Genomic DNA, 13,113 nt, shown 5'->3' with positions numbered 1-13,113 from the left:
GAGGTGCGCACCGGAACGTCGCGCGGACGCTGCAGCAGGTTGTGGTGGGCGTCGTCCTTGGTGAACTTCCTCTCGATCCACGGGTAGGCGATCAGCACCGTGAACACCAGGCCCATGATGATCGCGACCGCGAACACCGCCGGGATCGTGTAGGTGCCCCACAGGTAGATCTCCCACGCCGGCCACAGCCGCGCCATGCCGTCGGTCCACATCATGTAGATGTCGGGCTGCACGCCCGCGGACACCTGGGACGGGTTGTACGGGCCCAGGTTCCAGATCGGGTTGATCTGCAGCAGTCCGCCCATCACGGCCAGCACGCCGAAGGTCAGTGCGAAGAACCCACCGGACTTGACCGCGAACACCGGGAGGATGCGGACGCCGACCACGTTCTGCTCCGTGCGGCCGATGCCGGGGAACTGGGTGTGCTTCTGGTACCAGACCAAGGCCAGGTGCGCGCCGATCAGCGCCAGGATGATGCCGGGCAGCAGCAGCACGTGCGCCACGTACAGACGCGGGATGATCAGATCGCCTGGGAAGTCGCCGTCGAAGATCAGCCACTGCATCCAGGTGCCGACCACCGGGATGCTCAGCGTGATGCCCGACAGCGCGGCGCGAAGGCCGGTTCCCGACAGCAGGTCGTCGGGGAGCGAGTATCCGAAGAAGCCCTCGAACATCGCCAGGATCAGTAGCAGGCAGCCCATGACCCAGTTCGCCTCACGCGGGCGTCGGAACGCGCCGGTGAAGAAGATGCGCAGCAGGTGCACGATGATCGCCGCGGCGAACATCAGCGCCGCCCAGTGGTGGATCTGCCGGACGAACAGGCCGCCGCGAACCTCGAACGAGATGTTCAACGCGGTCTCGTACGCCCGGGACATCTCGACGCCGCGCAGCGGCTGGTAGGCGCCGTCGTAGATGACCTCCGTCATCGACGGGTCGAAGAACAGCGTCAGGTAGACACCCGAGATCAGCAGGACGATGAAGCTGTAGAGCGCGATCTCGCCGAGCAGAAATGACCAGTGCGTCGGGAAGACCTTGTTGATCTGCCTACGCACGCCTGCGGCAAGGTGGTACCGAGAATCGGTGCTCTCGGCCGCCTTGGTGGCGTGAGCGGAGACCTTGGACCCGCGACGGCTCATGTCGTGGCCCCTCTCCCACAGGAACCGCAAGTCCAGCGTCGAACCCGTGTCCGGCCTAGGTCGTGGGCGCAGCGGCGACCTGGCAGGGCCGAACTTGAGCGCGCAGCGCACACGCTTTCTCAACTACTCAGTGCTCTTGCAGTTTAGTCCTGGCGGCGTCCCGGGTGAAGGGATACCCGGCACGACTCCGGCGCGTCTGCGGGCCCTGTACCTGCGCCGACTCCGCGATCACCGTCCTCGCACCGGGTAGGGATCCATCGCCCCGCCCACGCCCTCGGCCATGTGATCCGGGAGCATCCGGGTGGCCGGCTCGCCGTGCCCGCTCGCCTGCAACCGAGCAAGCGAGCGCAGGCGGGTGATCGGCGCGGCGATCCTCAGCCCGTCTCCCCGGACAGGAGCTTCGTGATCGGGGCCATATCGAAATAGTCTCGCCACGAGATGATTTCGCCCGACTCGATCTCGAAGATGCCCATCACAGGCAATTCCACGTGCCGGCCTCCGAGGTCGAACCGGTCGGTGCGTTCGTTCAGGACGACGGCCCCGTTGACAGCCTGGTGGTGGATGGTGAACTCGATGCCCCCGAACGCCGAGATGAAGCCGTGCAGGAAATCGGCGATGGCGGCGCGTCCGTACAACGGTTCCATCGGAATGTTGTGGTACACAGCGTCTTCGCTGAAATAGCCGGCGATCGTCGCCGCGTCTCCGTCCTTCCACTCGGCACAGAAGGCGGTGACGAGGGCTCCTGGGTCGATGTGCGGGTGTGTGGTGGGGGCATCCTGGGAGGCGGTCATTTCGAGGTCCTCTCTGAGGCTGAATCAAGTTGTGGGTCAGTTGATCTGGAGTGGAAGGCTGAGATGACGCCGAACGAAGATGCTCGGCACCCAGGCCGCGTCGTCGGCGAGGGCGATATCGGAGCTGCGCTCGATGAGCATCGTGACCGCGGCCAGCGCCTCCATCCGCGCGAGCGCCGATCCGACGCAGAAGTGCGTGCCCTTGCCGAAGGCGAGGTGGGAGCGGATGCTCGGGCGATCGAGGACGACCTCGTCGGGACGCTCGAACCGTGCCGGGTCGCGGTTGGCCGAACCCCACAGCAGGAGCACGTGACTGCCCGCGGGCAGCGTCACCCCGCCCAGCGTGGTGTCCGCCACGACGTGCCGATGATGCGCCCGGAACGGGGACTCCAGCCGGAGCGCCTCGTCCAGGAAATGGTCGATGAGGGCGGGGTTGTCGCGGAGCCGGTTCTGGACCTCCCGGTTGGTTGCGAGCAGCCGCGCCGAGTTGGCGATCAGCCCCGCGGTGGATTCGCCGCCCGCCCCGACCAGCTGCACCAGGATCAGCACCGCGACATCGTCGGTGAGATCGCCGTCGGCGCAGGCGCGCGCGAGGACACCCATGAAGTCGTCCTGCGGGTCCTTCTTGGCCCCGATGAACTGGGTGTGCAGGTAGCCGGCCAGCTCGACGGAGGAGGTCACCAGCTGACCGAGCCGGTCCGCGGTGACCACTCCGCCGAGCAGCTCGGTGCTGTCGTACGCCCAGGTCAGCAGCTGCGGGACGTCGCTCTCGGGCAGCCCGACGAGGTCGGCGATCAGCGCGAGGGGGAGCTTGTCCGCCATGCCGGTCGCATAGTCGATCCGGCCGTCCCGCAGGCCCTCGCCCCACAGCCGGTCCGCCAGGAGGTCGACCGTCGGACCCAGCGCGCGAATCCTCTTGCCGAGCGTCTGCAGCACCAGCTTGCGGTGGTGGGCGTGGGTCGGATCGTCGGCGGTCGCGAGGACATGGATCGCCTGCCCGCCGCCGTCCATGTCGAAGGTCAGCGGCGGCCCGTCGGACTGCTGGACGAGGACGCCGGTCAGGTTGGAGGAGAAGTCGTCGACGCGGGTCGCGGCCTCGGTGACGAGGTCCCAGGTGGACACGAGGTAGAAGTCGGTTCCGGGGACGCGATGGACGGGCGAGTCCTCCCGCAGCGCGCGGTACAGCCGGTTCGGATCGTCGAGATTCGCGGGGTCGAAGATGTCGATCCCCTCGAGCGGCAACGCGGTCATCGAGGCTCCCACCGGTAGTAGAACGGGTTTCAGATGCACCACCGTCCACCCGGTGCCGAGGACCTGTCAAGGGCGAGGCAGAAGATGAGATTGTGCTGTGTGACCTGCTCGAACGGGAAATCTCACGCTGCCGATCCGGTGTGGCGCCGTCGCAGCTCACGGCGGTGAGACACGGGATGAGTTTGTAGACTGAGCGACAAATTTGTCTCACCTTGAGATGAACCCGAGACAGCGTTCGGAGGCGTTTCGTGGACGAATCGGACGCGGGGTCGGATTGGCTGGCCGGCGGCAACCGGCGCGCGCTCGCGGTGGCGAGGATCCATGCCGCCGCGGCGGAGTTGTTCCTGGAGCGGGGACTCGATCGGGTCAGCGTCGAGGACGTCGCGGCCAGGGCCGGGTGTTCCCGGGCGACCCTGTACCGCTACGTCGGCGGCAAGTCCGCGCTGGTCGGCGGAGTCGTCGCCGCGGCAGCGTCGGCGGTGGCTCAGCAGGTCGCGGCAGCGGTCGAACCGCTCAGTGGTTCCCGCCGGATCGTCGAGGCGATCCTGATCTCCGTCGCCGCCGTGCGAGCCGATCCGGCGCTCGCCCAGTGGGTGACCAACTCACGGACCGGCCGCGGCGACGACTATCTCGCGTCGTCTCCCGAACTCGGCAGGGTTGCGACGGCGTTGACGGGCATCGCGCCCGACTCGGAGGCCGCGCAGTGGGTCGTGCGGGTGGTCATCTCGCTGCTGACCGTCCCGGCGGGCGACCCGGCGACCGAGCGCCGGCTCGTCGAACGCTTCGTGGAACCGGCGTTCCGCTAGCGCGGCCCGGCCGATGCAGCTTGACGGCGGGGTTCGGCGCGCCAAGATTGGACGAACGCGAGCGACCGACGTGGGAACGGGGGGAGACAGATGACGGCCGATGACGTCCTGGCCCGGCCGGACGCGTTGTCGGAGGTCCTCGAGACCATCCGGTTGCGCGGCGATCAGATCCACCGCCTGGAGTCGGTCGCGCCGTTCGCCGTCGCACCTGCGGGCAACCTGCGGGCGCTGTACCTGGTCGAGCGCGGCGAGGTCGTCATCCGGTTCGGCGACACCGCAGCGCCGATCACGCTCGGCGCCGGAGACGTGGCCCTGCTTCCGCACGGCCGTGCGCATTCGGTGGAGAGCAGCCAGGGCGCGGCCGATCGCGATCGCGCCGCGCGGTGGCTGCGCGGCACGTTCAGCCTCGACGAGGTGCCCGCCGCTCGCCTGCTCGCGGTCCTCCCGACCGCCATCGAGCTCCACCAGGGGCCAGGAACCCGGTTCGAGTGGTTGGAGGTGAGTGGCCGACTGCTCGGTGAGGAGGTCACCAACCCGAAGCCCGGGTCCGCCGTGATGGTCTCCCGCATCCTGGACCTGCTCTTCGTCCAGATCCTGCGGGCCTGGGCGGGCAGCGGGGTCGCCGAGGGCGGCTGGCTGACCGCCGCCATGGACCCCCAGGTCGGTAAGGCGCTCGAGGCCCTCCACCGGGATCCGGCCCGAAACTGGAGCGTCGAGGGGCTGGCGCACCTGGCGGCGCTGTCCCGTTCCGCCTTCGCCGAGCGGTTCACCCGCCTCGTCGGGCAGACACCGGGCGCCTATGTCACCGAGCGCCGACTGGACCGCGCCACCGAGCTGCTGAGGCACAGTTCCACGCCGGTCGGCACCATCGCGACGATGGTCGGCTACGAGTCCGACGCCGCGTTCAGCCGGGCCTTCCGGAAACGCTTCGCCACCTCACCGCTCCGGTGGCGACGAACCCAGTCGTCCACTCCGGAGCGGTGAGGCGGTCCCGGCTAGCGGGGAATGCCGAGCTGACCGATCCCGACCGAGATGGTTGCGGTCTTGGAGATCTCCGAGCCCGACGGCTGCGCCTGGGTGACCACCTTGCCGACCTGATCGGTCTCCAGGGTGGCCTCGGGATGCTGAACGAGCTGGCTCGATGATCCCGTCCAGCCCGCGCGCCGCAGGGAGTCGAGCGCCTGCGACACGCTCTGGTTGTTCAGGTTGGGCATCGTGACCATGTTGCCGTTCGACACCCGGATCTTGACCGTGGCGCCCTTGGTCGCCGCGCTGCCGCCGGTCGGGTCGGTGGAGACCACCTCACCCTTGGGCCTGCCGGAGTCGATGTTCTCGACCTGGACCTTGAAGCCGGCACCCTCGATGTTCGGCTGCGCGACGTCGAGGGTCTGGCCGACGACGTTCGGGATCCGGATCTGTTCCGGTCCGCTGCCGAGGGTGATCTTCACGGTGCCGTCCAGCGCGACGTTCGACCCGGCGTCCGGCTTCTGCGAGACCACCTTGTCCAGCTGGTCTTGCGTCGACGTGGCCGTGCTCACCGTCGGGTCCAACTGCAGCCCGATCGCGTTCAGTGCCTGCGCCGCCTGCGCCTGCGTCATGCCGGTGAGCGTCGGGACCTCCACCTCCTGCGGACCGGTGGACACGTCGAGGGTCACGGTGGTGCCCTCGTCGGCCCTGGTCCCCGCGACGGGGATGCTGGTGATGACGTTGCCCGAGGCCACCTCATCGCTGGGCTTCGGCTGCGTCTGTACCCGGAAACCGAGGTCCTGCAGCGCGTTCTGGGCGTCCTGCGCGGACTGGTTGGTGACGTTCGGGACGGTGACCTGCGCGGCCTTCGAGCCGGGGCCGAGCGACCACAGGAACGCGCCGACGATGCCGATCACCGCCAGCGCCGCCACCGACAGCAACACCGCGCGTACGGCCTTGCGGCTGCGCGGTTGGCCGTCCTCGGGCCCTGGCCCGGCCGCCTGCGCCACCGGCGGGGGCGAGGTGGGGGGCGCCCCGTACCGGTTCGGCGCGTCGACAGCACCGAGGATCGTGGTGCGGTCCTCGTCGTTCATCACCATCGGCGCGCCGGGACGCTGACCGCCGAGCACCCGCACCAGATCGGAACGCATGTCGGCGGCGCTCTGGTACCGGTTGGCCGGGTTCTTGCTCATCGCCTTGAGGATCACCGAGTCGAGCTCGCGCGGCACGTTCGAGTTCACGCTCGACGGCAGGGCCGGGTCTTCCCGGACATGCTGGTACGCCACCGCGACGGGGGAGTCGCCCTTGAACGGCGGTTCCCCGGTGAGGATCTCGAACAGCACACAGCCGAGCGAGTACACGTCCGAGCGGGCGTCGACCTGTTCACCACGCGCCTGCTCGGGCGAGAGGTACTGCGCGGTGCCGATCACCGCGGAGGTCTGCGTCATGGGGCTGGACGCGTCGGAGATGGCGCGGGCGATGCCGAAGTCCATCACCTTCACCGCGCCTGCGCGGTTGATCATGATGTTGGCCGGCTTGATGTCGCGGTGCACGATGCCGTTGCGGTGGCTGAAATCCAGCGCCGCACAGACGTCGGCGATGACCTCCATCGCGCGCCGGGCCTGCATGGGGCCCTCGGTGCGGACGATGTCGCGCAGCGTGTCGCCGTCGACGTACTCCATCACGATGTACGGCAGCGGACCGCCCTCGGTCTCGGCCTCGCCGGTGTCGTAGACGGCCACGATGGCCGGATGGTTCAGTGCCGCCGCGTTCTGCGCCTCGCGGCGGAAGCGAAGGTAGAACGTGGGGTCGCGGGCGAGATCGGCGCGCAGCACCTTGATCGCCACGTCCCGGCTCAGGCGCATGTCGCGGGCGAGGTGCACCTCGGACATGCCACCGAAGCCGAGGATCTCGCCCAGCTCGTAGCGGGAAGAGAGCTTGCGGGGTGTGGTCATGGCTGTCCTTGAGGGGCCGGCTCGAGTTCTTCCGGCGTGGTCGTGGCGGTGGTGGTGCGGCGGGTCGTCGTTGTCGTGGTGGTCGTCGTCGTGGTTGTCGGTTCCGTCGTGGTGGTCGTCGGTTCCGTTGTGGTGGTGGTCGTCGTGGTTGTCGGTTCCGTCGTGGTGGTCGTCGGTTCCTCTGTCGTGGTCGTCTGTTCCGTCGTGGTGGTCACGGGCGGGCGGGTGGTTGTGGTGACCACCGGCCGTGACGTGGTCACCTTCGGCGGCGTCGGATCGCTTGGCCCTCCGCCACCGCCGAACAGAAGGATTCCCACGGAGATCAGCAGGGCCGCGAGCAGCAGTCCGCCGCCGCCCCACGCCAGGATCTTCTGTCCCTTGGTCATGCCCGTCGCCACCGCCGGCACCGACCCGGAATCGGGGCCAGCATATTCGCGCTGGGACGTGGGCAACATCTGGGTCCCGACGATCGGCGGCACCACGCCCGTCCCCGGTCGCGGCGGCAGGCCCGCTCCTGGCAGCGGCGGCCGCGCGCCGGACCTGACCACGGCGACCGCGTCGGCGAACTCGCCGCCGCTGCCGTACCGCGCGGCCGGGTCCTTGGCCATCGTGATGTCGATCAGCTCGCGCACGTTGGGCGGCAGATCCGCAGGCAGCGGGCTCGGCACCTCCTGGACGTGCTTCATCGCCACCGTCAGCGCGCCGTCGCCGACGAACGGGCGCCTGCCGGCGAGGGCCTCGTAGCCGACCACGCCGAGCGAGTACACGTCACTGGCCGGTGAGGCGTCCTGTCCGAGTGCCTGTTCGGGTGCGATGTACTGGGCGGTGCCCATCACCATGCCGGTCCGGGTCACCGGGGAGGCCTCGACGGCCTTCGCGATACCGAAGTCGGTGATCTTCACCTGGCCTGCTGGGGTGATCAGAATGTTGCCCGGCTTGACGTCGCGGTGCACCACGCCCGCCTCGTGCGCCACCTGCAGGGCGCGGCCGGTCTGCTCGAGCATGTCGAGCGCGTGCGGCAGCGCCAGCCGGCCGACCCGCCCCAGCACCGCGTTGAGCGGTTCTCCGTTGACCAGCTCCATCACCAGGTACGCGGTGGACTGGCCGACGCTGTCGAGCGTCTCGCCGTAGTCGTAGATCCCCGCGATGCCAGGGTGGTTGAGCTGGGCGGTGGTGCGGGCCTCCGTGCGGAAGCGCTCCAGGAACTCGGGGTCGGCTGAGTACTCCGACTTGAGGACCTTGACCGCGACCCGGCGGTGCAGGCGGTTGTCGGTGCCCTCCCAGACCTGGCCCATGCCGCCGGTGGCGATCAGCCGCTGCAGCCGGTACCGGTTCGCGATCACCGCGCCGTTGTTCAGACTCATCTCTCAGCCCCCCTGCCGCAGTCCGGCTTCGATGACGGCCCGCCCGATCGGTGCCGCGACCGAGCCGCCGGTCGCGGCCAGGGCGCGGTCGCCGCCGTTCTCCACCAGCACCGCAATCGCGATCTCCGGGTTCGCCGCGGGAGCGAACCCGATGTACCAGGCGTGCGGCGGGGTGTTGCGGGGATCGGTGCCGTGCTCGGCGGTGCCGGTCTTGGACGCGATCTGGACGCCGGGGATCTTGTTGCCGCCGCCGGTGTTGTTCTCCGAGCCGATCATCAGGTCGGTGAGCGTTGCCGCCACCTGCGGGGACACCGCCTGGCCCAGCGACTCGGGGTGGGTGGTCGCCAGGTTGGACAGGTCGGGACTCTGCAGCTGGGCCACGACGTGCGGCTGCATCCGGACGCCGCCGTTCGCGACGGTCGCGGCGATCACGGCGTTCTCCAGCGGCGTCAGCGAGACGTCGCGCTGGCCGATGCTGGACTGCCCGAGCGCGGCGTCGTCGGGGATGGATCCGACGGTGCCGTCCGCGACCGGCATCGGGATGCCGGGCGAGTCGGGCTGGATGCCGAACCCGGCGGCCTTCTCCTTCAGCGCGTCGGCGCCGGTCCGGATGCCGAGCTCGACGAAGGCCGTGTTGCAGGACCTGGCGAAGGCCTCCCGCAGCGAGGCGGTCGGGCCGCCGCCGCAGGTGCTCCCGTTGTAGTTCTCCAGTGTGGTGTTGGTGCCGGGCAGCGTGATGTTCGGTGCCGCGGTCAGCTGCTCCTCCGGGTTGGCGCCGTTGCTCAGCGCGGCGGCGGTGACCACCACCTTGAACGTGGAGCCGGGGGGATACGACTGCGAGATGGCCCGGTTGAGCAGCGGCTTGTCCTCGTCCTCGTTCAGCGCCTCCCATGCCTGGGTGCTGACGGCGCCGTCGTGGCTGGCCAGCAGGTTCGGGTCGTAGCTCGGCGTGCTCACCATCGCCAGCACCTCGCCGGTGCTCGGCTTGATCGCGACCACCGAGCCGGTGTAGCCCTTCGCGGTGAGCTGGTCGTACGCCACCTGCTGGACGACCGGGTCGAGGGTGGTGACCACGTTGCCGCCGCGCGGGTCGCGCCCGGAGACCAGGTCGAAGAACCGGCGCCCGAACAGCCGGTTGTCGGAGCCGTTGAGCACCTGGTCCTCGGTCCGTTCGAGTCCCGTGCTGCCGTAGAGCATCGAGTAGAAGCCGGTGACCGGCGCGTTGGCGAACGGGCTGGACGGTGCCGCCGGGTTCGGCGGGTACGTGCGCAGGTACTTGTAGCGGTCGTCGGTGGGGATCGACGCGGCCAGCACCTGGCCGCCCGCCGAGATCTGTCCGCGCTGGCGCGAGTACTCGTCGAGCAGGACCCGGGAGTTACGCGGATCGGTGCGCAGGTCGTCGGCCTTGATGACCTGCACGTACGTGGCGTTGGCCAGGAGTGCCACCACCATCACCATGACCGCCATCGCGACGCGTCGCAGGGGCGTGTTCATGGGCGCCTCAACATTTCGGTCGGTGCGTCCGCGATGGGGGCGGGTCCCTTCTTCGTTGGCTTCGGTGGGGTCCGCGCCGAGTCGGAGATCTTGATGAGCAGCGCCAGCAGCAGGTAGTTCGCCAGCAGCGAGGACCCGCCGTACGACATGTACGGGGTGGTCAGGCCGGTCAGCGGGATCAGCTTGGTCACGCCGCCGACGACGACGAAGACCTGGATCGCCACGGTGAACGAGAGCCCGGCCGCGAGCAGCTTGCCGAAGCTGTCACGCACCGCGAGCGCGGTCCGCAGCCCGCGGATGACGAAGATCAGGAACAGCATCAGCACGGCGGCCAGGCCGATCAGCCCGAGCTCCTCGCCGATCGTGGCGACGATGAAGTCGGTCTTCGCGAACGGGACCTGGGACGGGCGCCCGCTGCCGAGGCCGGTGCCTGCGAGCCCGCCGGTTGCGAGCCCGAACAGCGACTGCGAGATCTGGTACCCGGTGTTGTTGTAGTCGCCAAGCGGGTCGAGCCAGGTGTTCACCCGGACCCGGACGTGGCCGAAGAGCTGGTAGGCGAACACGAACCCGAGCGCGAGCAGCCCACCGCCGATCAGCAGCCATCCGACCCGTTCGGTGGCGATGTAGAGCATCACCAGCACGGTGCCGAACAGCAGCAGCGAGGTGCCGAGGTCCTTCTCGAGCACCAGCACGCCGATCGAGACGACCCAGGCGACGAGGATCGGCCCGAGGTCACGGGCGCGCGGCAGGTCCATCCCGAAGAAATGCCTGCCCGCCGTGGTGAACAGCTCGCGCTTGGACACCAGGACCGAGGCGAAGAAGATGATCAGCAGGATCTTGGCGAATTCTCCTGGCTGAATGCTGAAGAACGGCAACTTGATCCAGATCTTGGCGCCGTTGACCTCGGACATGGATGCAGGCAGCACCGCGGGGAGGGCGAGCAGCACCAGGCCCGCCAGGCCGAGGGTGTAGCTGTAGCGCGCCAGTAGTCGGTAGTCCTCGAGGAACACCAGTACCGCGATGAAGCCGGCGATCGCGAGCGCGGTCCACAGCACCTGCTGATTGGCGTCGGGGGAGGGGATCTCCCACCCGAACGAGGCCGCGGTCGCGGCGTCGGCGAGGTCGAGTCGGTGGATCAGCACGAGTCCGAGGCCGTTGAGCAGCGCGACGATCGGCAGCAGCAAGGGGTCGGCGTACGGCGCGAACCTGCGCACCGCGAGGTGGGCGACGACGAACAGGACCGCGTAGGCGAGCGCGTATTTGGCCAGGTCGAGGGTGATCTTCTGCTCCTGGCTCGCCTCGACCAGGATCAGCGACAGGGTGGTGATCGCGATGGCGCAGCAGATCAGCAGCAGTTCGACGTTGCGTCGGTTCGATTGCACGGGTGCGGGCGCGAACCCTCCGGCCGGACTCGGGAAGGAGGGCCCCGACGGTGCCGCGGAGACAGACATCAGCGGCCGGTCCTGCAGTTCTGCCCGGGCACCTGTGCCTGAGCCAACTCGGAGGGGGTGGGCGTCGGCGGCGCCGCGGAGGGCGGCGGTTGGGTGGTCGGCGTGGGCGTGGCACCGGGGGCGGCGGGTGCGCCGGTCGCCGGGGGAGCGGGAGGCGCGGGGGTGATGGTCTGGCACACCGGGAGCAGGTCGGCGGTGGCGAGACGGCTCATCTGCCGCTTGGCGTCATCGAGGCTGCCCGATGGCAGGCCCGCCCGCACCTGTTCACGGGCCGAGGGCTGCAGGTCGTCGACCATCAGCAGGGTGCAGTTCGTCGGCTCGGCGTCCGGGGTCACCAGGCTCAGCGAGCCGCTGTTGGTGATGCACCCGACGAGGTTCGCCTCCTGCAGCGAGTACCCGAACACGGAACCGGGGACACCACGCAGCACGGTCACCCGGCTGTCGTCCGCACCCACGTAATAGTTGCTGCGGATCAGGCTGCGCCCGATCACGAGCCCCACGACCACGACGGCGATCAGCCCCAGCCCCAACAGGATCCAGGTCAGCCGCCGCTTCGGCTTCGCGGTCTCGGTGTCGACCGGGCCGGTCACCCGACGCGGGGTCGCCCGCGGCGGGCGCATGGCCGCGGCCCGTCCCGCGGCGGTGTCCGGCGGCGGTGAGTCTTCCTCGTCCTCGTGGGAGGCGGCGCCGGCAACGATGGGATGGCTCTGGCCGTAGTCGAGGTCGATGACGTCGGCGACGACCACCGTGACGTTGTCGGGTCCGCCACTGCGCAGCGCCAATTCGATCAGCCGGTCGGCGGACTCGCCGTGCTCACCCTCGCCGAGCACCTCCGAGATCGTCTCGTCGCTGACGACATCGGAGAGTCCGTCGGAGCACAGCAGGTACCGGTCGCCTGCGCGGGCCTCCCGGACCGTGAGGGTCGGCTCGATCTCGTTGCCGGTCAGCGCCCTCATGATCAGCGAACGCTGCGGGTGGGTGTGCGCCTGCTCGGCGGTGATCCGTCCCTCGTCGACGAGGGACTGGACGAAGGTGTCGTCGCGGGTGATCTGGGTGAGCACGCCATCGCGCAGCAGGTACGCGCGCGAGTCGCCGATGTGCACGAGGCCGAGCCTGCTGCCCGCGAACAGGATCGCGGTCAGGGTGGTGCCCATGCCGTCGAGTTCGGGCTCCTCCTCGACCTGATCGGCGATGGCGGCGTTGCCCGCGCGGGTGGCCGCCTCGAGCTTGCCGAGCAGGTCCTCGCCTGGCTCGTCGTCGTCGAGGTGCGCGAGGGCCGCGATCATCAGCTGGGAGGCGACCTCGCCCGCGGCGTGGCCGCCCATGCCGTCGGCGAGCGCGAGCAGACGGGCGCCCGCGTACACGGAATCTTCGTTGTTCGAGCGCACCAGGCCACGGTCGCTGCGCGCCGCGTAACGGAGGACGAGGGTCACGGGCGCAGCTCGATCACGGTCTTGCCAACGCGAACCGGGGTACCGAGGGGCACCCGCACCGCGGTGGTCACCTTCGCCCGGTCCAGGTAGGTGCCGTTGGTCGATCCGAGATCCTCCACGTACCAGTCGGTTCCGCGCTGAGAGAGCCGGGCGTGCCGGGTGGAGGCGTAGTCGTCGGTGAGCACGAGGGTGGAATCGTCGGCCCGCCCGATCAGGACGGGCTGCGAGCTGAGCGTGATGCGGGTGCCCGCCAGCGCGCCCTGCGTGACGATGAGGAACTTGGCCACCTTCGGCTTGCCGAACGAGGGCAGCACCGAGGAGCTACGCGAATACCGGGGCGGCACACGCACACCCGAGGCGGCGTAGACGTCGCTGCGGAGGGCTCGGAGCACGCCCCAGACGAACAGCCACAGCAACAGCAGGAAGCCCGCCCTGGTCAACTGCAGGATGAGTCCCTGCACGGCGG

11 protein-coding genes are annotated in these 13,113 nt (G+C 69.4%); 2 read left to right on the top strand and 9 right to left on the bottom strand.

Translation table 11 applies throughout. The annotated features are described in order from the left end of the window. From qcrB to BR31_RS0121430, 3 genes are all read right to left on the bottom strand, one after another. Window positions 1–1,136 (bottom strand): cytochrome bc1 complex cytochrome b subunit (gene qcrB / locus BR31_RS29645; protein ID WP_037177650.1); only part of this gene is annotated, 1,136 nt, incomplete at its 3' end. Between the two features lie 374 nt (window positions 1,137–1,510). Next, window positions 1,511–1,888, bottom strand: a complete 378-nt coding sequence (locus BR31_RS0121435) for a limonene-1,2-epoxide hydrolase family protein (protein WP_027502773.1) — start codon at window positions 1,886–1,888, stop codon at window positions 1,511–1,513. A gap of 75 nt (window positions 1,889–1,963) precedes the next feature. Then, complete coding sequence (locus BR31_RS0121430; protein WP_027502772.1) at window positions 1,964–3,178, bottom strand: cytochrome P450; 1,215 nt, start codon at window positions 3,176–3,178, stop codon at window positions 1,964–1,966. Between the two features lie 248 nt (window positions 3,179–3,426). Here BR31_RS0121430 and BR31_RS0121425 point away from each other — a divergent pair, with 248 nt between their 5' ends. Beyond that, entirely contained in the window at window positions 3,427–3,984 is a 558-nt protein-coding gene (locus tag BR31_RS0121425) for a TetR/AcrR family transcriptional regulator (RefSeq protein WP_027502771.1), read from the top strand. 90 nt (window positions 3,985–4,074) lie between these two features. Beyond that, on the top strand, window positions 4,075–4,968 hold the full coding sequence (locus tag BR31_RS29640) for an AraC family transcriptional regulator (protein ID WP_037177646.1): 894 nt from the start codon (window positions 4,075–4,077) through the stop codon (window positions 4,966–4,968). Between the two features lie 11 nt (window positions 4,969–4,979). Here the strand turns inward: BR31_RS29640 and pknB are convergent, their stop codons facing one another. From pknB to BR31_RS0121390, 6 genes are read right to left on the bottom strand one after another with little or no spacing between them, the layout of a single operon-like run. Next, window positions 4,980–6,905 (bottom strand): Stk1 family PASTA domain-containing Ser/Thr kinase, encoded by a 1,926-nt coding sequence (gene pknB / locus BR31_RS0121415; RefSeq protein WP_027502770.1) that lies wholly within the window; start codon window positions 6,903–6,905, stop codon window positions 4,980–4,982. After that, window positions 6,902–8,269, bottom strand: coding sequence for a serine/threonine-protein kinase (locus BR31_RS0121410; RefSeq protein WP_027502769.1), 1,368 nt, complete (start codon window positions 8,267–8,269; stop codon window positions 6,902–6,904). The genes pknB and BR31_RS0121410 overlap by 4 nt, the downstream gene beginning before the upstream one ends. 3 nt (window positions 8,270–8,272) lie before the next feature. Next, the gene (locus tag BR31_RS0121405) at window positions 8,273–9,763 is read right to left on the bottom strand and encodes a peptidoglycan D,D-transpeptidase FtsI family protein (RefSeq protein WP_027502768.1); all 1,491 of its coding nucleotides are present in this window, start codon (window positions 9,761–9,763) and stop codon (window positions 8,273–8,275) included. Further along, window positions 9,760–11,214: an FtsW/RodA/SpoVE family cell cycle protein gene (locus BR31_RS0121400; protein ID WP_027502767.1), complete on the bottom strand. Its 1,455-nt coding sequence runs from the start codon at window positions 11,212–11,214 to the stop codon at window positions 9,760–9,762. Before BR31_RS0121400 ends, BR31_RS0121405 begins: the two co-directional genes overlap by 4 nt. After that, window positions 11,214–12,647, bottom strand: a complete 1,434-nt coding sequence (locus BR31_RS0121395; RefSeq protein ID WP_027502766.1) for a protein phosphatase 2C domain-containing protein — start codon at window positions 12,645–12,647, stop codon at window positions 11,214–11,216. The genes BR31_RS0121400 and BR31_RS0121395 overlap by 1 nt, the downstream gene beginning before the upstream one ends. Beyond that, window positions 12,644–13,108: an FHA domain-containing protein FhaB/FipA gene (locus tag BR31_RS0121390; RefSeq protein ID WP_027502765.1), complete on the bottom strand. Its 465-nt coding sequence runs from the start codon at window positions 13,106–13,108 to the stop codon at window positions 12,644–12,646. Before BR31_RS0121390 ends, BR31_RS0121395 begins: the two co-directional genes overlap by 4 nt. Between the last annotated feature and the right edge of the window lie 5 nt (window positions 13,109–13,113).

It is taken from the genome of Rhodococcus sp. UNC363MFTsu5.1 (assembly GCF_000686785.1).
Classification (GTDB): Bacteria; Actinomycetota; Actinomycetes; order Mycobacteriales; family Mycobacteriaceae; genus Rhodococcus_G; species Rhodococcus_G maanshanensis.
Note: the sequence above shows the minus strand (reverse complement) of the source record. Positions and strands in the feature narration are given on the sequence as shown.